The 22,399-nt window shown below is 19.7% G+C and carries 21 protein-coding genes and 1 tRNA gene; 6 read left to right on the top strand and 16 right to left on the bottom strand.

Going from position 1 to position 22,399, the window contains the following annotated elements:
- Window positions 1-32: 32 nt before the first annotated feature.
- Window positions 33-593, top strand: a complete 561-nt coding sequence (gene rsmD, locus AB4W45_RS00110; protein ID WP_367671272.1) for a 16S rRNA (guanine(966)-N(2))-methyltransferase RsmD — start codon at window positions 33-35, stop codon at window positions 591-593.
- Window positions 594-678: 85 nt separating this feature from the next.
- Window positions 679-1,410, top strand: coding sequence for an ATP-binding protein (locus tag AB4W45_RS00105; RefSeq protein ID WP_367671271.1), 732 nt, complete (start codon window positions 679-681; stop codon window positions 1,408-1,410).
- A 26-nt stretch (window positions 1,411-1,436) separates the two neighbouring features.
- On the opposite strand, the gene efp is transcribed toward AB4W45_RS00105, so the two are convergent.
- From efp to AB4W45_RS00090, 3 genes are all read right to left on the bottom strand, one after another.
- Window positions 1,437-2,003 (bottom strand): elongation factor P, encoded by a 567-nt coding sequence (efp, locus tag AB4W45_RS00100; RefSeq protein ID WP_367671270.1) that lies wholly within the window; start codon window positions 2,001-2,003, stop codon window positions 1,437-1,439.
- Window positions 2,004-2,165: 162 nt separating this feature from the next.
- The gene (gene groL, locus AB4W45_RS00095) at window positions 2,166-3,812 is read right to left on the bottom strand and encodes a chaperonin GroEL (protein ID WP_367671269.1); all 1,647 of its coding nucleotides are present in this window, start codon (window positions 3,810-3,812) and stop codon (window positions 2,166-2,168) included.
- Between the two features lie 46 nt (window positions 3,813-3,858).
- Window positions 3,859-4,152 carry a co-chaperone GroES gene (locus tag AB4W45_RS00090; protein WP_367671267.1) on the bottom strand — a complete coding sequence of 98 codons (294 nt, stop codon included), beginning with the start codon at window positions 4,150-4,152 and terminating at the stop codon, window positions 3,859-3,861.
- 214 nt (window positions 4,153-4,366) lie between these two features.
- Between AB4W45_RS00090 and AB4W45_RS00085 the strand changes: the two genes are divergently transcribed.
- Window positions 4,367-4,439 (top strand) — tRNA-Phe (locus tag AB4W45_RS00085).
- A gap of 45 nt (window positions 4,440-4,484) precedes the next feature.
- Here the strand turns inward: AB4W45_RS00085 and mnmE are convergent.
- The 4 genes from mnmE to rpmH form a co-directional block, all read right to left on the bottom strand.
- On the bottom strand, window positions 4,485-5,846 hold the full coding sequence (mnmE, locus tag AB4W45_RS00080) for a tRNA uridine-5-carboxymethylaminomethyl(34) synthesis GTPase MnmE (RefSeq protein ID WP_367671265.1): 1,362 nt from the start codon (window positions 5,844-5,846) through the stop codon (window positions 4,485-4,487).
- 86 nt (window positions 5,847-5,932) lie between these two features.
- The gene (gene yidC, locus AB4W45_RS00075) at window positions 5,933-7,570 is read right to left on the bottom strand and encodes a membrane protein insertase YidC (RefSeq protein WP_367671263.1); all 1,638 of its coding nucleotides are present in this window, start codon (window positions 7,568-7,570) and stop codon (window positions 5,933-5,935) included.
- A gap of 176 nt (window positions 7,571-7,746) precedes the next feature.
- Complete coding sequence (rnpA, locus tag AB4W45_RS00070; protein ID WP_367671261.1) at window positions 7,747-8,091, bottom strand: ribonuclease P protein component; 345 nt, start codon at window positions 8,089-8,091, stop codon at window positions 7,747-7,749.
- A gap of 13 nt (window positions 8,092-8,104) precedes the next feature.
- On the bottom strand, window positions 8,105-8,248 hold the full coding sequence (gene rpmH, locus AB4W45_RS00065; RefSeq protein WP_343183559.1) for a 50S ribosomal protein L34: 144 nt from the start codon (window positions 8,246-8,248) through the stop codon (window positions 8,105-8,107).
- Between the two features lie 241 nt (window positions 8,249-8,489).
- Between rpmH and dnaA the strand changes: the two genes are divergently transcribed.
- From dnaA to gyrB, 3 genes are all read left to right on the top strand, one after another.
- Window positions 8,490-9,776, top strand: coding sequence for a chromosomal replication initiator protein DnaA (gene dnaA, locus AB4W45_RS00060; protein WP_367671258.1), 1,287 nt, complete (start codon window positions 8,490-8,492; stop codon window positions 9,774-9,776).
- Window positions 9,777-9,780: 4 nt separating this feature from the next.
- The gene (gene dnaN / locus AB4W45_RS00055; RefSeq protein WP_367671256.1) at window positions 9,781-10,887 is read left to right on the top strand and encodes a DNA polymerase III subunit beta; all 1,107 of its coding nucleotides are present in this window, start codon (window positions 9,781-9,783) and stop codon (window positions 10,885-10,887) included.
- A gap of 75 nt (window positions 10,888-10,962) precedes the next feature.
- Complete coding sequence (gene gyrB, locus AB4W45_RS00050; RefSeq protein WP_367671254.1) at window positions 10,963-13,374, top strand: DNA topoisomerase (ATP-hydrolyzing) subunit B; 2,412 nt, start codon at window positions 10,963-10,965, stop codon at window positions 13,372-13,374.
- Between the two features lie 86 nt (window positions 13,375-13,460).
- On the opposite strand, the gene atpC is transcribed toward gyrB, so the two are convergent.
- From atpC to mnmG, 9 genes are all read right to left on the bottom strand, one after another.
- The gene (atpC, locus tag AB4W45_RS00045) at window positions 13,461-13,874 is read right to left on the bottom strand and encodes an ATP synthase F1 subunit epsilon (RefSeq protein ID WP_367671253.1); all 414 of its coding nucleotides are present in this window, start codon (window positions 13,872-13,874) and stop codon (window positions 13,461-13,463) included.
- A 44-nt stretch (window positions 13,875-13,918) separates the two neighbouring features.
- Window positions 13,919-15,340, bottom strand: a complete 1,422-nt coding sequence (gene atpD, locus AB4W45_RS00040) for a F0F1 ATP synthase subunit beta (protein WP_367671251.1) — start codon at window positions 15,338-15,340, stop codon at window positions 13,919-13,921.
- A gap of 32 nt (window positions 15,341-15,372) precedes the next feature.
- Window positions 15,373-16,242: an ATP synthase F1 subunit gamma gene (gene atpG / locus AB4W45_RS00035; protein ID WP_367671249.1), complete on the bottom strand. Its 870-nt coding sequence runs from the start codon at window positions 16,240-16,242 to the stop codon at window positions 15,373-15,375.
- Between the two features lie 37 nt (window positions 16,243-16,279).
- Window positions 16,280-17,818: a F0F1 ATP synthase subunit alpha gene (gene atpA, locus AB4W45_RS00030; RefSeq protein WP_367671248.1), complete on the bottom strand. Its 1,539-nt coding sequence runs from the start codon at window positions 17,816-17,818 to the stop codon at window positions 16,280-16,282.
- 13 nt (window positions 17,819-17,831) lie between these two features.
- On the bottom strand, window positions 17,832-18,368 hold the full coding sequence (gene atpH / locus AB4W45_RS00025) for an ATP synthase F1 subunit delta (RefSeq protein WP_367671247.1): 537 nt from the start codon (window positions 18,366-18,368) through the stop codon (window positions 17,832-17,834).
- Complete coding sequence (locus AB4W45_RS00020) at window positions 18,365-18,850, bottom strand: F0F1 ATP synthase subunit B (RefSeq protein WP_367671245.1); 486 nt, start codon at window positions 18,848-18,850, stop codon at window positions 18,365-18,367. Before AB4W45_RS00020 ends, atpH begins: the two co-directional genes overlap by 4 nt.
- 119 nt (window positions 18,851-18,969) lie before the next feature.
- The gene (atpE, locus tag AB4W45_RS00015; RefSeq protein WP_367671243.1) at window positions 18,970-19,209 is read right to left on the bottom strand and encodes a F0F1 ATP synthase subunit C; all 240 of its coding nucleotides are present in this window, start codon (window positions 19,207-19,209) and stop codon (window positions 18,970-18,972) included.
- Window positions 19,210-19,240: 31 nt separating this feature from the next.
- On the bottom strand, window positions 19,241-20,062 hold the full coding sequence (gene atpB, locus AB4W45_RS00010; protein ID WP_367671241.1) for a F0F1 ATP synthase subunit A: 822 nt from the start codon (window positions 20,060-20,062) through the stop codon (window positions 19,241-19,243).
- 184 nt (window positions 20,063-20,246) lie between these two features.
- Window positions 20,247-22,139 carry a tRNA uridine-5-carboxymethylaminomethyl(34) synthesis enzyme MnmG gene (gene mnmG, locus AB4W45_RS00005; protein ID WP_367671525.1) on the bottom strand — a complete coding sequence of 631 codons (1,893 nt, stop codon included), beginning with the start codon at window positions 22,137-22,139 and terminating at the stop codon, window positions 20,247-20,249.
- Window positions 22,140-22,399 lie beyond the last annotated feature (260 nt).

Raw genomic sequence — 22,399 nt, 5'->3', positions numbered from 1 at the left:
ATTTAATTATAAAAAAATATATTTAAAAAATTATGAACAAAAAAAATGTTTTAAGAATAATTGGTGGAAAATTTAAAAGACATAAAATATATATTAAACATACAAAAAATTTAAGACCAACTCAAAATTTTATAAGAGAAACTTTATTTAATTGGCTAAAAAAATATATTCAAAATTCAAAATGTTTAGATTGTTTTTCAGGAAGCGGTATCTTAGGAATAGAAGCAATTTCTAGAAATGCAAAATTTGTTACTTCATTAGAAATTAATAAAAATTCTATCGAAAATATTAAAAAAAATAAAAAAAAACTAAAAATAAAAAATATGGAAATAATTCATACTAATTCACTTATATGGTTAAAAAAAAAAAAATTTAAATACGATATAATATTTTTAGATCCTCCATATAATAATACTAAATTATTAAAAAAATCTATTTTTCTTTTAGAAAAAAATAATTGGACAAAAAAAAATACAATAATATATATTGAAAAAAAAAATAATAAAAAAAATGTAATTACTCCAAAAAATTGGATTATTCAAAAAGAAAAAAAAACTAAAAATATTAATTATGGAATTTATTTAAGAAAATAATAAAAAATATTTTGTTAACTTAAATAAACATTTTTCTGAAATGAAAAATTTAGATATAAAAAATTATAACTAAGGATTTTCATTTATGAACAATTATATAAAATTAATAAAACGCATGAAATCTATTATACCAACACATATTAAACCAAAATTTAAAAATGAAAAAGATTTATTAAATTGGAATCAAAAAAAAGGGTTATTATCGTCTCAATCTATTCAAAAAAAAAATAACAAAAAAAAAATTAAAAAAATATTAAAAAATTCAGGAATTAAAAAACTTTATATTAACTGTACATTTAAAAATTATAATATTTATAATATAGGACAAAAAAAAGTTTTAAATTTTTCTAAAAAATATGCTAAAAACTTTAATAAAAAATTTTCAAATTTTATTTTTTCTGGATCTCCTGGCACTGGAAAAAATCATTTAGCTACAGCAATAGGAAAATATTTAATACTCAATAAAAAAAAAATACTTATTATAACAATTGCTGAATTAATGTCTGAAATAAAAAAAACATTTAATAAAAATAATACTCTTACTGAATCTTGCTTGATTAATAAACTTATAAAAATAGATCTATTAATTATTGATGAAATTGGAATACAACAAAAATCTCAATATGAAAAAATAATAATGCATCAAATTATAGATAGACGTTCATCATCTAAAAAATCTACAGGAATTTTATCTAACCTAAATTACAATAATTTATATAAACTATTAGGGGAAAGAATTATTGATCGTTTAAAATTAGGAAATAGTTCATGGTTAAATTTTAATTGGAAAAGTTATCGTTCTAATATTACAGAATAAAAAATAAATAATTTCTTAAAAAATTTTTAAATTCTAGAAATATATTTTTTATTTCTTGTATCTACTTTAATTATATCATTAATATTTATAAAATAAGGAACTTGAATAGATACACCTGTACATAATATAGCTTTTTTCATTCTATTATTAATAGATTGTTTTTTAATAGAAGAAGTTGTTTTAATAACTTTTAAATTAATAAAATTATTTACATAAATAGAAATAACATTTTTTTTCCACATAGTTAAATAACATTTACATTGAGGAATTAACCAAAAACTTTTTAATTTAACAATTTCTTTAGAAACAATTATTTCTTCAAAACTTTTAATATCTATAAAATACCAAAAAATACTATCATTATATAAATATATAACTTTAATATCTTGAACATCGGCTATTTTTAAAACATCAGTAGATTTAAATGTCGTTTCAACTATTTTACCAGATAAAATATTTTTAAATTTTACTCGAGAAAAAGCTTGACCTTTACCAGGTTTTACAAATTTACTACTTTGAATTATACATGGTTTATTAAAAATCAAAACTTTTAAACCAGGTTTAAAAGAATGTATAGAATATGATCGTGTCATTTTTTTTATTACAAGTATGTTTTTAAATATATTAATTAATATTAAATAATTTTTTATTTTCCCCTAATGTAAAATTATTACATCAAAGGGAAAATAAATTAAAATATTTTAAAATTATTAAAAATTTTTTATAGTTAAAAATTTATCTAAAATTTAAATAAATTACATCATTCCACCCATTCCACCCATTCCATTAGCAGATGGAGAAGGCATATCAGAAGATTTATCTTCTTTAGGAGAATCAGTAACCATACATTCTGTAGTAATCATTAAACCTGCTACAGAACCTGCGTATTGAAGAGCTGATCTTGTTACTTTAGTTGGATCTAAAATACCAAATTTAATCATATCTCCATATTCATCAGTTGCTGCATTATATCCATAATTTCCTTTGCCATCTTTTACATTATTTGTTACCACAGACGGTTCTTCACCAGAATTAGCAACAATCTGACGTAAAGGAGCTTCCATAGATCTTAAAGCAACTCTAATTCCTACATTTTGGTCTTCATTTTGACCAGTCATATTAGAAATTTTTGCTGCAACACGTACTAAAGCTACTCCACCACCAGCTACTACACCTTCTTCTACAGCTGCACGAGTTGCATGTAAAGCATCTTCTACACGTGCTTTTTTTTCTTTCATTTCTACTTCTGTAGCTGCTCCAACTTTTAAAACAGCAACTCCGCCAGATAATTTTGCTAATCTTTCATTTAATTTTTCTTTATCATAATCTGAAGTTGATTCATTAATTTGTTGACGAATATTTAAAATTCTTTTTTGTATTTCAGATTTTTGACCAAATCCACCAATAATTGTTGTTGAATCTTTTGTAATTACTACTTTTTTAGCTTGACCTAAATCTTCTAAAGTTGTTTTTTCTAAATCCATAGCTAATTCTTCAGAAATAACTGTTCCAGCTGTTAAAATAGAAATATCTTGTAACATAGATTTTCTACGATCTCCAAAACCAGGAGCTTTTACTGCTGCAATTTTTACAATTCCTCTCATAGAATTTACAACTAAAGTTGCTAAAGCTTCACCTTCTAAATCTTCTGAAATAATTAATAAAGGTTTACCAGATTTTGCAATAGCTTCTAAAATTGGTAATAATTCTCTAATATTAGAAATTTTTTTATCTGCCATTAATATATAAGGATTATCTAATTCTACAATACCAGTTTCTGGTTTATTGATAAAATATGGAGATAAATAACCTCTATCAAATTGCATTCCTTTTACAACATCTAATTCATCTTCTAAACCTGTACCTTCTTCTACTGTAATAACACCATCATTTCCTACTTTTTCCATAGCTTCAGAAATCAAAGAACCGACTGTTTCATCAGCATTTGCAGAAATAGTTCCAACTTGAGTTATAGCTTTAGAATCTGAACAAGGAACAGATAATCTTTTTAATTCTTTAACAGCTTGTATTACAGCTTTATCAATCCCTCTTTTTAAATCCATTGGATTCATACCAGCTGCTACAGCTTTTAAACCTTCATTTACAATAGACTGAGCTAACAAAGTTGCAGTAGTTGTTCCATCTCCTGCTACATCATTTGCTTTAGACGCAACTTCTTTTACCATTTGAGCGCCCATATTTTCAAACTTATCTTCTAATTCAATTTCTCTAGCTACTGATACACCATCTTTTGTAATACTAGGAGCTCCAAAAGACTTATCTAAAACAACATTTCTTCCTTTAGGACCTAATGTCACTTTTACAGCATCTGCTAAAATATTAACACCACGAAGCATTTTTGTACGAGCTTCATTACCAAATTTTACTTCTTTAGCTGCCATTTTTATAGTTTCTCCTTAAATAATTTTTTAAAAATAATAAAAAATATTATTTCTCAACAATTGCTAAAACATCACTTTCAGTTAAAATTAAAACCTCTTCATCATTAATTTTTTCTGTTTTAGCTCCATATCCTTCATTAAATATTACAATATCATTTATTTTAACATCTAATTTTTTAATTTTTCCATTATCTAAAACTTTACCGTTTCCAACTGCTAAAACTTTTCCTCTCGTAGATTTATTTGCTGCTGATCCTGTTAAAACTATTCCACCAGAAGATTTAGATTCCATTTCTTGACGTTTAACAATAATACGATCATGTAAGGGACGTATTTTCATTATTTATATTCTCCTTTTTTTTTTATTTAATCTAATTTTTTTTTCAAATAAATATTTTTATCAAAGAAATTTTTTTACTAATAATATTATATGGACGATTATTATAACTTTCAACCCTATTTAAAAAATAGATTATTTTTTTTAAAAAAATATTTTATTTATTAAAAAAATATTGACAAATAACAACAATTAATGTTTTACTATATTTATAAAAGCCCGAATAGCTCAGTTGGTAGAGCAGGGGACTGAAAATCCCCGTGTCGGTGGTTCAATTCCGCCTTCGGGCAATTTTATATTTTTTTAAATAAATATTATAAAATATGAAAAATACTTTATTTTCCAATACAAAAATTTGAAAAAATTTTGTTTAAAATATCCTCTGTATTAACTTCTCCCGTTATTTTATTTAAATAATTTTGAGAATTTTTTAAATAATAAGCTAAAATTTCATAATTTTTATTTTTTTTCCAATCTAATTGACTATTATTTAATTCTTTTAACGTTGATTTAATTTCTTGAATATGTCTTTGTCTAACTAAAAAAATATTTTCTTTTGGAATCGATATTAATTTATTTAATTTTTTTCTTAAACAAGAATATAGAATTTCTATTCCTATTTTTTTTTTTATAGATAAAAAAATTAATTCTATATTTTTTAAAAAAACTATTTTAGGATTAATATTTATTAAATCAATTTTATTTAAAATCAAAATAATATGAATTTCTGAAGAAAGATTTTTAATAATCTTAAAAAATTTTTGTATTTGTTTTTTTTTATTTTTACTTGAATCAATTAAAAATAATAATATATTAGAAAAATTAATTTCATTTTTTGCTAATTTTATTCCAATTTTTTCTATTTTATCTTTAGTTTGTCTAATTCCTGCAGTATCTGTTAATTCTATTAATTGTTTATTAAAAATAATTTTATTATGTATTAAATCACGCGTAGTTCCTTTAAAATTTGTCACAATAGAAGATTTTTTACATGATAATAAATTAAATAAACTAGACTTTCCAGCATTTGGAAATCCCGCAATCACAACTTTAGCTCCATTATTTAAAATTGAACTATTTTTAGAAATAAATAAAACTTTTTTCAAAGAAGAAATAATTTTTCTAATATTTAAAAATATTTTTTTTTCTATATTGAAATTTATATCTTCATCAGAAAAATTTAATTCAGCTTCAACAATAGATCTTAAATATGTAACTTTATCTATAATTTTATTTATATAATTTGAAAAATCTCCATTTAACGATCTTAAAGAAGCTTTTACTAATTCTTCAGAAGTTGAATTAATTAAATCAGATATAGATTCTGATTGAATTAAATCTAATTTTTTATTTAAAAAAGCTCTTTTAGAAAATTCTCCAGGATCAGCTATTCTAATACCTTTAATCTGTAAAATTTTTTTAATTAACAAATTTGAAATAAAATTATTTCCATGTCCTTGTAATTCAAGAACGTCTTCTCCTGTAAAAGAATTTGGAGAAGGAAACCAAATTCCAATACCTTGATCAATTATATTTTTATCCAAATCAAAAAATTTTGAATAAACAGCATATCTAGGTTTTAAAATTTTTCCTAAAATACACTTTGAAACAAAAGAAGATTTTTTTCCAGAAATTCGAACTATATAAACTCCTCCCATTCCTTGAGGAGTAGCTTGTGCAATAATTGTATCAGACATTTTTTTTATTATTATTTATTAAAAGATAAATTTATAATATATAAATAAAATTATTTTTTATTATAAATTTTTTTAAAAAATTTATTTTATAAAAAATTTTTATTTTTTTTTAAATTATTATAAATATGTTTTTGTTGAATTATACTAATTAAATTATTAACAATATAATATAGTACTAATCCTGATGGAAACCATAAAAAAAATATTATAAATGCCATAGGAACAACAAATGCAATTTGTTCTTGTAAACTATCCATAGAATTTTTATAACATTTATTTTGTGAAAAAATGTCTTGAGATGATAATCTTTGAATATAAAACATAGTTATACCCATTAATATCGGAAGTATATAAAATGGATCATAACTTGATAAATCTTGTATCCAAAAAATAAACGGAGAGTCTCTTAATTCGATAGAATTAGTTAACATGTAATACAAAGATAAAAAAATAGGCATTTGAAAAAAAACAGGAAATAAACCAGAAAAAGGACTTATTTTTTCTTTTTTATATAAAGCAAGAATTTTTTCTGTCATTTTTGTTTTATTGTTTTTATATTTATTTTTTAAATAATTTAATTTTGGTTGCAAAGATCGTAATTTTATCATAGAAATATATTGAGATTTATTTAAAGGATATGTAAAAATACGAATTATAATAGTAATTAAAATAATAGAAAAACCCCAATTTCCAAAAATTTTATATAAAAAATTTAATAATTGAAATAATGGTTGAGATAAAAACCATAAAAATCCATAATCTACTGTTAAATCTAAATTAGGAGCAATTAACTTCATTTCTTTTTGAATTTCTGGACCTATCCAAAGAGAAGATTCTATACAATTTAAACTATTATGAGGTATTAATAAATTTGATGTATGATAACCTATAATAGCTATTTTTGAATCAATATTTTTAGTATATATAGTATTTGGTCCTAAATTTTTTGATGGTATCCAAGCTGTTGCAAAATATTTTTGCAACATAGCAATCCAACCAGATTTAATTGTTTTATGTAAGTTTTTTTTAGAACTAATTAAATTAAAATCATATTTTTTAAATTTTTCATCATCAGAAGAATATGCAGTTCCTCTATAAGAACGTGAAGAATTATTATCTAAATCATCATATATGTCGTTTTTTACTGGATTAATTGTTTGAACAATTTCTCCAAACATATTTAAATGAATATTTTTTTTAGTTAAATTATAAATATAATTTTTTATTTTAATATTATACTTTCCTTTATAAAAAATAAGTATTTTTTTATATTTTATTCCATTTTTTAACGTACAAATCATTGGAACTATTAATTTTTTATGATTCGGTAATAATTTATAAAAATTTTTTTTAGTTTGATATTTTAATAAAATTTGTTCATTATTTTTGTCAATTTTGTTAAAACCATTTCGTACTTGATATAAAAAATTTGAATTAGTTTTTAAAAATTTAAAATTTTGTAAAGAATTTTTTTTATCTTTATATTTTAATAAATTTGCTATTTTTATATTTCCATTATATTTATCAATAACAATTAAAAAAACATCAGTTTTAATAATAATTTCTTGATCATTTTTTTTATTTAAAAAAGGATAAATAGAACTAACATAACTTTTTGAAATTAAATTATTTACTCTTATAAAATTTTCTTTTTTCCAAGTTTGCCATAAAAAAAAAGAAATCAAAAATAAAGCAAAAATAAAAAAATTACGTTTAAAATACATCTTGATTCTCTTTTTATTTGTTTTTTATATAATAATTTAAAAAAATTATTTTTTATGAAGTAAAAATTTAATTTTTTAACAAAATAAAAAAATTAGACTAAAAAATACAAGTTTTAATCTAACTTTAAAATTTTAAAAAATTAATATAATATTTATTACTTATTAATTTTATATTATTAAAAAAAATATCTAGACCATAAATATTTTAATTTATTTAAAAAAATTTTTTTTTTATTTTTATATATTTTTTTTTTCACAATAACTATAAAATCCATCATAAAAAATTTATTTCTATATATTCTAAAAAATTCTCTTATTAATCTTTTGATATAATTTCTATCAACAGATTTTTTAACATTTTTTTTTGAAATAGAAATTCCTAATCTAGGATATTTCATTTTATTTTTTTTTCCTAAAATAAGTATTTTTTTAAATTGTACTTTATAAGGATTTTTAAAAACATATTTATACTGTATAGAATTTAAAAGACGAAATTTTTTCTTAAAAAAAAATTTTATCATAATAAAAATAATTTTATTTAGAAGAAATAGTTAAAAAATATTTTTTCTTAGAACGTCTACGAGACAAAATATGACGCCCATTTTTTGTAGACATTCTTGATCGAAACCCATGCACTCTATTTCTTTTTAAAACAGAAGGTTGAAAAGTTCTTTTCATAATTATAAAACCTAAAATAAATGAATTTGAAAAAAAAATGTAAAATAATTTATTATTTTAATACTCATATTAAAAATTGTACATAAAAAAAATAAAATAACATCATGTATTTTTTTTTATTATAAATTATAACATTAACAGTATTTTATATTTCAATCTATAAAATATATTTAAAAAATTTTATTATTTTTTTTTAAAAAAAATAAAAAAAATATTTTAATAAAATATAGGAGATTTTAAAATGTTTTTTTTAATATGGAAAAAATGTTTAAATTATTTTAAAAAAAAACTTTCAATAAATGAATTTAGCATATGGATAAAACCATTACAACCAAAAATAAAAAATTCTAAATTAATTATTTATACTTCAAATAAATTTATTTCTAATTGGATAAAAAAAAAATATCTAAAAAAAATAAAAAAATTATTAAATTATTATTATAATTTTAAACTTCCATTTCTTAAATTAATTATTAAAAAAAAAAAAAATAAAAAAAAAAATATTCAATATATTAAAAAAAAAGTATATAATTTTAAAAATTTTATTATAGGAAAATCAAATAAATTAGCTTATAAAGCAGCTTTATTATCAGCAAAACATCCAGGAAAATTCTATAATCCATTATTTATATATGGAAAAACAGGTTTAGGAAAAACACATTTATTACACGCAATTAAAAATTTTATAATTAAAAATAAAAAAAATAAAAAAATTATTTATATAAGTTCTGAAAATTTTGTTCAAAATATGGTGAAATCATTAAAAAATAATTCTATTGAAAAATTTAAAAAATATTATCGTTCTGCAAATACTTTATTAATAGATGACATTCATTTTTTTTCTAAAAAAAAAAGATCACAAGAAGAATTTTTCCATACATTTAATGATTTAATAGAAAAAAAAAAACAAATAGTACTTACCTCTAATTGTTATCCAATTTCAATAAAAGGAATAAAAAATAAATTAAAATCTAGATTAGATTGGGGGTTAAGTATCCAAATACAACATCCAAAAAAAAAAATACGAATATTAATTTTAAAAAAAAAATTATTAGAAAAAAAAATTATTTTAAAAAATAAAATAATTTTATTTTTAGCAAAAAAACTAAATTCTAATGTTCGAGAATTAGAAGGAGCAATAAATAAAATTCAAGCTAATATTATTTTTTATAAAAAAAAATCTATTACTTTAAAATTTATAAAAAAAATATTAAAAGATCTATTTAAAGCAAAAAAAAAAAAAATTACAATAAATAAAATACAAAAAATAGTATCAAATTATTATAATATAAAAATATCAGATTTATTATCAAAAAAAAAATCTACATCTATAAATATTCCTAGACAAATAGCTATAAAAATTTCAAGAAAATTAACTAAAAAAAGTCTTAAAGAAATTAGTAAAGCATTTAATAAAAAAAGCCATACCACTATTATATATGCATGTAAAAAAATAAAAAAAATATGCCATAATAATCTTCTAATTAAAGATGATTATTTCTATTTACTTAAAAAAATATCTTTATAAAAATATGAAATGTATTGTTGAACAAAAAAATATAATTAATCCATTACAAAAAATTAATTCTTTACTAACTAAAAATAATACTAATGAAATTTTAGGAAATATTTTAATTGAAATTAATAATTCTAATATTCTGTTAACCGGAACTAATACAGAAATGGAATTAATTTATAAAATTCCTAATCAATATAATTGCGTATCTGGAAAAATAACCGTTTCAGGAAAAAAAATATTAAATATTTTTCGTATAATTTCTAAAAAATCATTAATAAATATCAAACTAATTCAAAAAAAACTCTATATAATTTCTAAAAAAAGCAAATTTTCTTTATTAACTATTTCAGAAAAAAAATTTCCATATTTTAAAAAACAAAAATATAAAATAAAATTTTATATAAATCAAAAAATTTTAAAAAATATGTTAGAATATATTTATTTTTCAATGTCTTCTCAAGACGTTCGATCATATTTAAATGGAATTTTAATAGATTTTAAAAAAAAATATATAAAATCTGTTGCAACAAACGGACACAGAATGGCAATTTTTAAAAAAAAAATAAAAAAAAATGAAAATTTTCCTATATTTTCAATTATCTTACCAAGAAAAACAGCTATTGAACTAAATAAAATACTTACTCATGAAAAAATTTTAATAAAAATTTTATTAAATAAAAATAATATTCAATTTCATATAAAAAACATTATTTTTACTTCTAAATTAATAAATAATAAATTTCCAAAATTAGATCATATATTAATTAAAGAAAAAAAATATAAAATAAAAATAAATAAAGAAATTTTAAAAAAATCTTTATCTCATGTTTCTATTTTAGTCCATGAACAAATAAAAGGTATATATTTAAAATTTTATAAAAATAAATGTACAATTTGGTCTCATAATCAAGACGAACAAGCAAAATATACATTTCCCATAGAATATAATTATCTAAAAAAAATAAAATTATCCATGAATATAAATTATTTATTAGATGTACTTAATATTTTGAAATATAATTTTATCTATTTAATTTTAGATAAAAATATTCAATATTTACAAATTGAAGTATTAGAAAAAATAGAATTAAAATATATAATATTACCATTATATCTTTAAATATATATATAAAATTTAAATATATATTAATGCTTTATTATAAATTTTTTAAAATATATAAAAAAAAGAGAAAAAATGCAAAATAATTATAATTCATCTAGTATAAAAATTTTAAAAGGTTTAGAAGCTGTAAAAAGACGCCCAGGAATGTATATAGGAGATACAGATGATGGAACAGGGCTTCATCATATGGTCTTTGAAGTTGTAGATAATTCAATTGATGAAGCGCTTGCAGGATATTGTAATAAAATAACAATATCTATACATAAAGATCATTCAATTTCAGTTGAAGACAATGGAAGAGGAATTCCTATTGATATACATCCTGAAGAAGGAATACCTGCATCTGAAGTAATTCTAACAATGTTACATGCTGGAGGAAAATTTGATGATTACTCTTACAAAATCTCTGGTGGTTTACATGGTGTAGGAATATCTGTTGTAAATGCTCTTTCTTCTAAATTAGAATTAGTTATATTTAGAAATAAAAAAATTTATCAACAATTTTATTCTAATGGAAATAAAAAAAGTGAATTATCAATTATAGGAAAAAGTAAAAACACAGGAACAAAAATAAGATTCTGGCCTAATCATAAAATTTTTAATAACATTAGAAAATTTAAACATAAAATAATCTCTCATCGATTAAAAGAATTATCATTTTTAAATCCAAATATTTCTATCAAACTTATTAATAATATTAAAAATATTAAAAAAACATACTATCATCAAGGAGGAATTAAAGAATTTATAAAATATGTTAATAAAAAAAAAAAATTTATACATCCTAAAACCTTGCACTTTATTTTAAAAAAAAAATCTATATTAATTGAATTAGCTATGAAATGGAATAATTCTTTTAAAGAAACTATTCTTTGTTATACAAATAATATTCCTCAAAAAGAAGGAGGAAGTCATTTATCTGGATTTAAATCTTCTTTAACTCGAACAATAAACAATTATATAGATAAAGAAAAATTTAACAAAAAAAATAAAATAAACATTATAGGAGATGATGTTAGAGAAGGTTTAATAGCAATTGTTTCAGTAAAAATTAATGATCCAAAATTTTCTTCTCAAACAAAAGAAAAATTAGTATCTTCTGAAGTAAAACCAGTCATAGAATCATTAATACATGAACATTTTCTTAATTTTTTATTAGAAAATCCCAATGATACAAAAATTATTATTAATAAAATCATTGAATCCGCTACTGCTAGAGAAGCAGCAAAAAGAGCACGAGAAATAACAAAAAAAAAAAGCGCTTTAGAGTTATCAGGTTTACCTGGAAAATTAGCAGATTGTCAAGAAAAAAATCCAATTTTTTCAGAAATTTATTTAGTTGAAGGAGATTCAGCTGGAGGATCAGCTAAACAAGGTAGAAATAGAAAAAATCAAGCAATACTTCCATTAAAAGGAAAAATATTAAATGTAGAAAAATCTACTTTTGAAAAAATGCTATCTTCACAAGAAGTTACATCAATAATTACAGCTCTTGGATGTGGAATTGGAAAAGAACACTATGATTTTAAAAAACTTAGATATCATAGTATTATTATTATGACAGATGCAGATATAGATGGTTCTCATATAAGAACTTTATTATTAACTTTTTTTTATAGATATATGCCAGAAATTGTTGAAAAAGGACATATTTATATTGCTCAACCTCCTCTTTATAAAATTAAAAAAGGAAAAAAAGAAAAATATATTAAAGATCATTTTTCTATGAAAAAATATCAAATAAAAATAGCACTTCAAGAAATAAAAATTTTAAGTAAAAATAAAAAATTTAATGAAAAAGATTTTAAAAATTTTAAAAAAATAATTTATAAATATATTAAAATAAAAAATCTAATCAAAAAAAAATATTCAATACAATTTAAAAAAATATTTACTCAACTAATTAAAAATAAAATTTTAAATAACTTAAAAAATGAAATAAAAATTAAAATTTGGATAAAAAATTTAATTAAAAAATTAAATTATCAATCAAAAAATAATTCTAAATATTCGTATAAAATAAAAAAAAATATCAATAAAAAATATTTTGATTTATTTATATATATAAAAATATATGGAAATATAAAAAAATATCATTTAACTCATAAATTTTTTAAAAATAATATTTTTAAAAAAATAAAATTTATACAAAAAAGAATGAAATTTTTTATAAAAAATAAAACCAGTATCATTAAAAATGATAAAAAAATATCATTTAAATGTTTAAAAAAAACTTTAACATGGATTATGAAACAATCTACAAAAAAAACCTATATACAAAGATATAAAGGATTAGGTGAAATGAATCCATCACAATTATGGACAACAACAATGAACCCAAAAACAAGAAGAATGGTTCAAGTAAAAATAAAAGATGCTGAACATGCAAATAAATTATTTAATATTCTAATGGGAGATTCTGTAGAACCTAGAAAAAAATTTATTCAAGAAAATGCATTAAAAGCAGAAAATATAGATTTTTAAAAAAAAATAATTAGCGGCATAAAATATATATTAAAAAAATATACAAAAAACAGCCGCTAAATACATTATTCATATAAATTAAATTTTTATTTAAATTTGTTTATTTTCTTAACAAATTCTATTTTTTTCAAAATATTTTGATATTTTTTATTTATTTTTATATCTAATTTAATATCTTTAATATTTTTATAATTTTCTTCTATTTTATTTTTCTTATTAATTAATTTATTTTTATTTAAGTCTTTTAAAAAAAAAGCATATTTAACTAATATATTTGAAATTTTTGATTTCATTTCAAAAATTCCTTTTGAAACATAAATATATTCTTTATTTCCTTTATTATTTAATATACTAATTAAACCAGATCTAATAAAAGTTAATAATGGAGAATGATTAGGATAAATACTAAAATTACCTTTAATTCCTTTAATTTTAGCACTCTTAACATTTTTAGAAAAAATACTTCTTTTAAAACTTACAATATTTAAACGAAAACACATAATTAAAATCTCAAAATATATTTAAAAAATTATTTTTTTTAAAATTAACTTTTTTTATAATTTTTATTTTTTTTGTTAAATTTATTTAAAACTTCATCAATAGAACCAATCATATAAAAAAATTGTTCTGGTATATCATCATAATGTCCTTCCAATATACCTTTAAAACCTAAAATAGTATCTTTTAAATTAACATATCTTCCAGAAATTCCAGTAAATATTTCTGCTACAAAAAAAGGTTGAGACAAAAATTTTTCTATTTTTCTTGCTCGTGAAACTAATAATTTATCTTTTTCAGACAATTCATCCATACCTAAAATTGAAATAATATCTTTCAAATCTTCATATTTTTGTAAAATAAGTTGAACATTTCTAGAAACATTATAATGCTCTTCTCCCACAATAACCGAATTTAAATTATTACTAGAAGAATTTAATGGATCTACAGCAGGATATATTCCTAAAGAAGAAATTTTTCTACTTAATGTTATTATTGCATCTAAATGAGAAAAAGTTGCAACAGGAGACGGATCAGTAAAATCATCAGCAGGAACATAAACTGCTTGTATTGAAGTAATTGATCCATTATTTGTAGATACAATACGTTCTTGAAAAACTCCCATTTCTTGTGATAAAGTTGGTTGATATCCTACAGCAGAAGGCATTCTACCAAGTAAAGAAGAAACTTCAGTTCCAGCTAAAATATACCTATATATATTATCTACAAAAAACAAAACATCTTTTCCTTCATCTCTAAATTTTTCAGCTAAAGTTAATCCTGTAAAAGCTGCTCTAAATCTATTACCAGGAGGTTCATCCATTTGTCCATAAACTAATGAAACTTTATCTAAAACGTTAGATTCTTTCATTTCATTATAAAAATCATTTCCTTCTCTTACTCTTTCTCCTACTCCTGTAAAAACAGAATATCCTTTATGTTCTATTGCAATATTTCTAATTAATTCCATCATATTTACAGTTTTTCCAACTCCTGCCCCTCCAAAAAGACCTATTTTTCCTCCTTTTGAAAAAGGACAAATTAAATCAATTACTTTAATTCCAGTTTCTAATATTTGATTAGTTTTAGACTGCTCTTCAAATAACGGAGGAGATCTATAAATCTCAGAATATTCTTCATGAATTTTATTTTCTTTATTAAAAATCGGACCACAATCATCTATAGGTTCTCCTAAAACATTTATTATTCTTCCTAAAGTAAATTTTCCAACGGGAACTTTAATAGAATGCTTTAAATTATAAACTTTTTGCCCTCTTTTTATTCCATCTGAAGAACCCATAGAAATAGTTCGAACAACATTTGATCCAATATGTTGTTGTACTTCTAAAATAAGAAATTTTTTTTTAATTTTTGTTCTTAAAATATGATTTATTTTTGGTAAGTTTTTTTGAAAAAATTCTACATCAATAACAGAACCAATAATTTGAACAATTTTCCCAACACACATATGCAAAAAACCTCTATATATTTTTTAATCCATTAAACAACAGATGCTCCTGAAATTATTTCAGTCAATTCTTGAGTAATATTATCTTGACGAGATTTATTATAAATTATTTTAGACTCAGTAATTAAATTAGAGCTATTTTCTGACGCATTTTTCATAGATATCATTCTTGAAGAATACTCACTAACTAAATTTTCTAATACACTATCATATATAGTTGTTTTAAAAAATTTATAAAAAATGCTTTCTATTAAATCAATAGATCTAGATTCATAAATATAATCCCAATTTTTTAAAAACATATTTTTTTTAATATTTAAATCTAAAGGAAATAATCTTTTAAAAATAGGTTTATAGTTCATATTCTTATTAAATTGATTAAAAACTATAAAAATTTGATCATAAAATCCTAATTTATAATTTTTAAATAATGTATTAGAAGTCTTAAATAAATCTTTTGAAAAAGACATTTTAAAAAAATTAAAATTATAAATTTGTATATTTTTTTTAAATTTATTTAAAAAATTAATTTCTTTTTTTCCAAAAATTATTAATTTATAAGAAATTTTCTTTAATAAAAAATTTTTTAAATATGGAAGAAGAAATTTAAACAAATTACTATTTAAACTACCACATAATCCTTTACTAGTTAAAATAACAATTATAACAACTTTTTTAGGATTTTTATTAAACAAAAAAATATTTTTTTGTTTTTTAATTTTTAACAAAAAAATTAAATTTTTAACTATTTTTGTAAGAATATTTAAATATGGAAAAGTTTTTTTTTTTTTTATTTCTATTTTTTTCATTTTAATTACAGAAATCATTTCCATTGCTTTAGTTATTTTTTTAATACTAGAAAAACTAACAATTTTATTTTTAATACTTTTAGTATTAATCATATATAAAAGCCTTTTTTAAAAAATAAAAATAATATATTTATAAATTTTCTATTTTAAATTTTTTAATTAAATTTTTTAACTCAAATTTTATAATTTTTGTATATTTTTTATTCTTATTTATTTTATTTATTAAAAAAGGAAAATTTTTTTTTGAAAAAGAAATAATATCTTTTTTAAAAATTAAAATATTCTTTAATTTAATATTATCTAATACTTTTTTATTTATAGAAAATAAAAAAATAGATTGTTCAGCAATAGATAAAGGTTGATGTTGATCTTGTTTTAATAATTCTATTATTTTTTTACCAAACTCTAATTGATTTTTTGTATCTATGTCTAAATCTGAAGAAAATTGAGAAAAAGCTTCTAATTCATTATATTGCGCTAATATTGATCGAATACCAGAAGATAATTTTTTTATAATATGAGTTTGTGCTGCACTACCAACTCGAGATACAGATATTCCCGAATTAACAGCTGGACGAATTCCTGAATAAAATAAATTTGATTCTAAAAATATCTGACCATCTGTTATAGAAATAATATTTGTAGGTATAAAAGAAGAAATATCACCTAATTGAGTTTCTACAATTGGAAAAGCTGTTAAAGAACCAGTTTTATTAGTTACTAAATTATTTGTTTTTTTTGATATATATTTTTCATTAACTTTAGATGATCTTTCTAATAATCTTGAATGTAAATAAAATATATCTCCAGGATAAGCTTCTCTTCCAGGAGGTCTTTTCAATAAAAGAGAAATTTGCCTATATGATATTGCGTGCTTAGATAAATCATCATATATAATTAACGCATCTTCTCCTTTATTTCTAAAATATTCACCCATAGCACAACCAGAATATGGAGATAAATATTGAAATGAAGCAGAATCAGAAGCAGAAGCAACAATAATAACTGTATTTTCTAAAACATTATTTTCATCTAAAATATTTACAACATTTATAACTGTAGACATTTTTTGACCAATTGCAACATAAATAGATTTTACACCAGATTTTTTTTGATTTATAATTGTATCAATAGCAAGTGTAGTTTTTCCAGTTTGTCTATCACCAATTATTAATTCTCTTTGCCCTTTACCTATAGGAATCATCGAATCAATAGATAAATATCCTGTTTGAATAGGCTCATTTATAACTTCTCTATCTATTACTCTAGGAGCAACACTTTCTATTTTAAGATATCCATCATTATTAATTTCACCTTTCCCATCGATTGGAATTCCAAGAGAATTAATTACTCTTCCTAAAAATTTATTCCCAACCGGCATTTCTAATATACGACCAGTACATCGAACTTTTGAACCTTGATGAATATTTTCAAAAGAACCTAAAATTACTGCTCCAACAATATATTTTTCTAAATTTAAAACAATTGCATAAATATTTTTTGATATTTCTAAAAGTTCTCCTTGCATAGCATCATATAATCCAGAAACTTTAATGATGCCATCCATTACTGATATAACTTTTCCTTCACTATAAAAATTTTTTTTATGTTTAAAATCTAAAATTCTTTGTTTAATAATTTCGCTAATTTCTACAGAGTTTATCTGCATTTTTTTATTTCTCTTATATGTTTATAAAATTTTTTAAAGATTTTAAATAATTTTTTATTGTATAATCAATAACAAAACCATTAATTGAAAGAATAAAACCTCCAATTAATTTTTTTTTAATAAAAATTTTAAAATTGATTTTTTTTAAAGTATTTTTTTCTAAAATATTAATAATTTTATTTTTTTGAATTAAAGTTAATGAATAAGGAGATTTTAAATAAACATCAATAATATTTTCATGTTTTTTTTTAATAAATTGAAATTCTTCAAAAATTTTAAATAATAAAAAAGTTCTATTATTCTTACATATAATTTTTAAAAAATTTTTTTCATGGTAATTTAGAGTAAAATCAAATAAAAAATATTTAAAAATTTTATATAATTTATTAGCATTTAAACATTCAGAAAAAATAATTTTTATATTTTTTTGAATAGAAATGTATGATAAAACTTTTAAAAATTTTTCCCAACGATTTATTTTATTTTCTTTTAAAGCTATATCAAAAATAGCTTTAGAATAAGAATAAATTATATTTTTATAAAAAATCATAATTTAAAACCTTTAAAATCTACTTTAAACTTATCAATCATTTTATTTGAATAATCTTGAGATAATTCTTTATTAAGAATTTTTTTAACAATTTCAATTATTAAAAAAACTGATTTTTTTTTTAATTTACTTTTTTCTTTATTAAACTTTATTAACAATTCTAAATGAGCATTTTTTATAATTTTATTTTTTTCAAATAAAGCTTTCTGAATAGATTTTTTTATTATACGATTTTTCTCTTCATGAGCTTTTTTTATAAAATTTATAGACTTTAACTTAGAATTTTTAATATTTTGAGAAATTTTTTTATTAATTTTTATTAATTTTTTTTTTGCATGTTTTACTAAAAGCATTGAATTATATATTTTTTTTTGTCTTTTTTTAATAACTTTAATGATAGGAGGCCAAATAAATTTCATACAAAATAAAACAAAAAAAACAAAAGATATAAATTGACCAAAAATTGTTGCGTTGATATTCATAAAATTATACTTGCCTTAATATAAAAAATTAAATCTATAAAAAATTTATTGAAATAAAAAAATATATAAATAAAATATTTTCTATAAAAAATTTACATATTAACTAATAATATAAAAAATTAAGAAATTCCAAAAATCATATATAAACCTAAACCTACCGTTATCATTGGAATAGCATCTACTAAACCCATTACAATAAAAAATTGAGATCTTAATATCGGTATAGAATCTGGTTGTCTAGCAGCTCCTTCTAAAAATTTTCCTCCAAGAACCCCAATACCAATAGCAGCTCCAATTGAACCTAAACCAATCATAATTGCAGCTGCAAGATATACAAAATTCATATCAATATTATTCATTTAAACCTCTAAATTTTTATAAAAAAAATTATTAATGCTTTTCAACTGCTGAAGAAATATAAACAATAGTTAACATCATAAAAATAAATGCCTGTAAAAAAATTACTAAAATATGAAAAATAGCCCATGGAACAGCTAAAATCCATTGAATCCACCAAGGTAAAAATGCTGAAATTAAAATAAAAATCATTTCTCCAGCATACATATTTCCAAATAATCTTAAACCCAAAGAAATAGGCTTAGATAAAAGAGAAGTAAATTCTAAAAAAAAGTTAAAAAAAGAAAAGAAAATATGATTAAATGGTTGAAAAAATAAACTTTTTAAAAAATTTAAAAAACCTTTATAAAAAATATTATAAAATAAAATAAGAAAAAATACACCAAAAGATAAAGAAAAAACAATATTTAAATCAGTAGATGGAACAATTCTAACATTAGAAATATTAAAACAATAATGCATAAAAAAAGGTAAAAAATCTATTGGAAACAAATCCATAAGATTCATTAAAAACACCCAAACAAAAATTGTTAGAGCTAATGGAGCAATTAACAAATTTTTTTTATAAGGAAATATATCTTTCACATTTTTATTTACAAAATCCACAGAAATTTCTACAATAGATTGTAATTTTCCAGGAACTCCTGTACTTAATTTTTTAGAAATACTATAAAAAAAAATTAAAAAAATTAAACCTAAAAAAAATGAAAAAAAAATTGAATCACAATTTAAAATTAAAAAATTATTATTTTTATTATTAATACTTAAAAATTTTAATGTCCTTAAATCTAATTGAAAATTTTTTAAATGATGACTAATATATTCTTGTGGATTAAACATAATTTTCGAACACATTATAATTCTAACCTTGTAAAAATTTTTAAAAATAAAAAATATTTAAACAAATATAATTTTTATAAAAAATAAATTTATAAAAAAAAATAAAAAATATTTTATATATTAAATAAAAATTTTAATTAAAAATTAATTAAAAAATATAATTTTAATATATATCATATATTATTTTTTTTACAATAATTTATTTATTTTCAGAATTTTTTTTTTTTAGATATATTAATAATATAGATATTGCAGCAGGAGTAATTCCAGAAATTCGAGAAGCTTGTCCAATAGAAAAAGGACGATAATTATTTAATATTTTAATAACTTCTGTAGATAATCCTTTAATTTTATTAAAATCTATATCAATAGATAATAATTTATTTTCATTTTTTATTTGATTTTTAATTTCTTTTTTTTGACGTTTAATATAACCTTTATATTTTTCTTGAATTTCAATTTGTTTTAATGCTTCATCATTATATGATAATTTAGAATTATAAATTCCTAATTTAATTAATTTTTTTATATTTATTTCTGGTCTTTTTAAAATTTTTAAAAGATTAGTTTTTAAACTAATAGGATTTAATAAAAATTTATTAATTTTTTCAGAAAAATATGTTTTAGGTTTTATTTTAATAGATTTAATTAAATCTTTTTCATTTTTAATATTTTCAAATTTTTCATTATATCTAATCCATCTTAAATTATCAACTAAACCTAAATCTTTTCCAATTTTAGTTAATCTTAAATCAGCATTATCTTCTCGAAGTAATAATCTATATTCTGCTCGAGAAGTAAACATTCTATAAGGTTCGTTTGTTCCTTTAGTACATAAATCATCAATTAATACACCAATATATGCTTGATCTCTTCGAGGATACCAATATGGCTTCTCTAAAGCAAAAAATGCAGCATTTATTCCTGATATTATTCCTTGAGCTGCAGCTTCTTCATATCCTGTAGTACCATTTATTTGACCAGCTAAAAAAAATCCTGGAAAAAATTTAGATTCTAAAGTTAAATTTAAATCTTTTGGATCAAAATAATCATATTCAACAGCATATCCTGGTTGCAAAATTTTTAAATTTTCAAATCCTTTAATAGTTTTTAAAAATTTTTTTTGAATATTTATTGGTAAACTAGTAGAAATTCCATTTGGATATATAATTTTATTTTCTAAACTTTCTGGTTCTAAAAAAATTTGATGTCGAGATCGATCTGAAAATCTTTTTACTTTATCTTCTATTGAAGGACAATAACGTGGACCTGCTCCAACAATTTTTCCAGAATATACTGCACTTAAGTTTAAATTATTAAATATAATATCATGTGTTTTAATATTTGTATAAGTAATATAACAAGAAATTTGTTGAAGAGGAGAAAAATTTTTATTATGTAAAAAAGAAAAAAAAGAAATAGGATAATCTCCTTTTTGCTTTTCTAAATTTTTAAAATTAATACTTTTTCTACAAATTCTGGGAGGAGTTCCTGTTTTTAATCGTTTAATTTTAAACGGTAAAAATTTTAATTTTTTAGAAAGAAGAATTGATGATTTATCATTTATTCTACCTCCTTTAAAAAATTTGTCCCCTATATATATTTTTCCATTTAAAAAAGTTCCTGCAGTTAAAACTATAGATTTAGAATAAAATTTTAAATTTTCAAGAGTTAAAACTCCAATAATTTTATCATTTTTTATAATCAAATCAATAACTTCTTGTTCTAAAATAAATAAATTTTTTTGAGAAAATAAAAATTTTTTTACTACTTTTGAATAAATATTTCTATCTATCTGAACTCTTGTTGAACGTACTGCTGGTCCTTTTTTTTGATTTAAAATTCTAAATTGTATTCCAGATTTATCTGCAAAAATTCCCATAAAACCACCTAATGCATCTATTTCTTTTACTAAATGACTTTTTCCTATTCCTCCAATAGCAGGATTACATGATAAAACACCTAAATTTTTTACACTTTGTGTAAGAAGAAGAGTTCGGCATCCTAACCTTGAAGAAGCTAAACACGCTTCAATTCCCGAATGACCACCTCCAATAACAATTACATCATAAGAATATCTTAAAAAACTCATATTTTCCATAATTTCTAAAAAAATTACAATATATATATATTATAATAATTAATCTAACATTTAAAGAATAAAAGAAAAAAAAATAAAAGAATTAAATAAAAATAAAAAAACTAAAAACAATAAATAAATATAAAAAAAATAAAAAATAAAAAATAATAATTTTATTATATAATAATTTAATTTTGTTTATAAAATAATAATTTTACTTTTTATAATAAGGTTTTTTAATGTATAAAAAAATGTTTATAAAATGTCAATAA

This window comes from Buchnera aphidicola (Periphyllus testudinaceus) (genome assembly GCF_964059035.1).
Lineage (GTDB): Bacteria > Pseudomonadota > Gammaproteobacteria > Enterobacterales > Enterobacteriaceae > Buchnera_J > Buchnera_J aphidicola_BN.
This window is presented reverse-complemented; position numbering and strand designations above follow the sequence as displayed.

Bases quoted from the DNA above. Each gene is read 5' to 3' on its own strand.
- rsmD (WP_367671272.1), top strand. From the start codon at position 33: ATGAACAAAAAAAATGTTTTAAGAATAATTGGTGGAAAATTTAAAAGA.
- AB4W45_RS00105 (WP_367671271.1), top strand. From the start codon at position 679: ATGAACAATTATATAAAATTAATAAAACGCATGAAATCTATTATACCA.
- efp (WP_367671270.1), bottom strand. From the start codon at position 2,003: ATGACACGATCATATTCTATACATTCTTTTAAACCTGGTTTAAAAGTT.
- groL (WP_367671269.1), bottom strand. From the start codon at position 3,812: ATGGCAGCTAAAGAAGTAAAATTTGGTAATGAAGCTCGTACAAAAATG.
- AB4W45_RS00090 (WP_367671267.1), bottom strand. From the start codon at position 4,152: ATGAAAATACGTCCCTTACATGATCGTATTATTGTTAAACGTCAAGAA.
- mnmE (WP_367671265.1), bottom strand. From the start codon at position 5,846: ATGTCTGATACAATTATTGCACAAGCTACTCCTCAAGGAATGGGAGGA.
- yidC (WP_367671263.1), bottom strand. From the start codon at position 7,570: ATGTATTTTAAACGTAATTTTTTTATTTTTGCTTTATTTTTGATTTCT.
- rnpA (WP_367671261.1), bottom strand. From the start codon at position 8,091: ATGATAAAATTTTTTTTTAAGAAAAAATTTCGTCTTTTAAATTCTATA.
- rpmH (WP_343183559.1), bottom strand. From the start codon at position 8,248: ATGAAAAGAACTTTTCAACCTTCTGTTTTAAAAAGAAATAGAGTGCAT.
- dnaA (WP_367671258.1), top strand. From the start codon at position 8,490: ATGTTTTTTTTAATATGGAAAAAATGTTTAAATTATTTTAAAAAAAAA.
- dnaN (WP_367671256.1), top strand. From the start codon at position 9,781: ATGAAATGTATTGTTGAACAAAAAAATATAATTAATCCATTACAAAAA.
- gyrB (WP_367671254.1), top strand. From the start codon at position 10,963: ATGCAAAATAATTATAATTCATCTAGTATAAAAATTTTAAAAGGTTTA.
- atpC (WP_367671253.1), bottom strand. From the start codon at position 13,874: ATGTGTTTTCGTTTAAATATTGTAAGTTTTAAAAGAAGTATTTTTTCT.
- atpD (WP_367671251.1), bottom strand. From the start codon at position 15,340: ATGTGTGTTGGGAAAATTGTTCAAATTATTGGTTCTGTTATTGATGTA.
- atpG (WP_367671249.1), bottom strand. From the start codon at position 16,242: ATGATTAATACTAAAAGTATTAAAAATAAAATTGTTAGTTTTTCTAGT.
- atpA (WP_367671248.1), bottom strand. From the start codon at position 17,818: ATGCAGATAAACTCTGTAGAAATTAGCGAAATTATTAAACAAAGAATT.
- atpH (WP_367671247.1), bottom strand. From the start codon at position 18,368: ATGATTTTTTATAAAAATATAATTTATTCTTATTCTAAAGCTATTTTT.
- AB4W45_RS00020 (WP_367671245.1), bottom strand. From the start codon at position 18,850: ATGAATATCAACGCAACAATTTTTGGTCAATTTATATCTTTTGTTTTT.
- atpE (WP_367671243.1), bottom strand. From the start codon at position 19,209: ATGAATAATATTGATATGAATTTTGTATATCTTGCAGCTGCAATTATG.
- atpB (WP_367671241.1), bottom strand. From the start codon at position 20,062: ATGTGTTCGAAAATTATGTTTAATCCACAAGAATATATTAGTCATCAT.
- mnmG (WP_367671525.1), bottom strand. From the start codon at position 22,139: ATGAGTTTTTTAAGATATTCTTATGATGTAATTGTTATTGGAGGTGGT.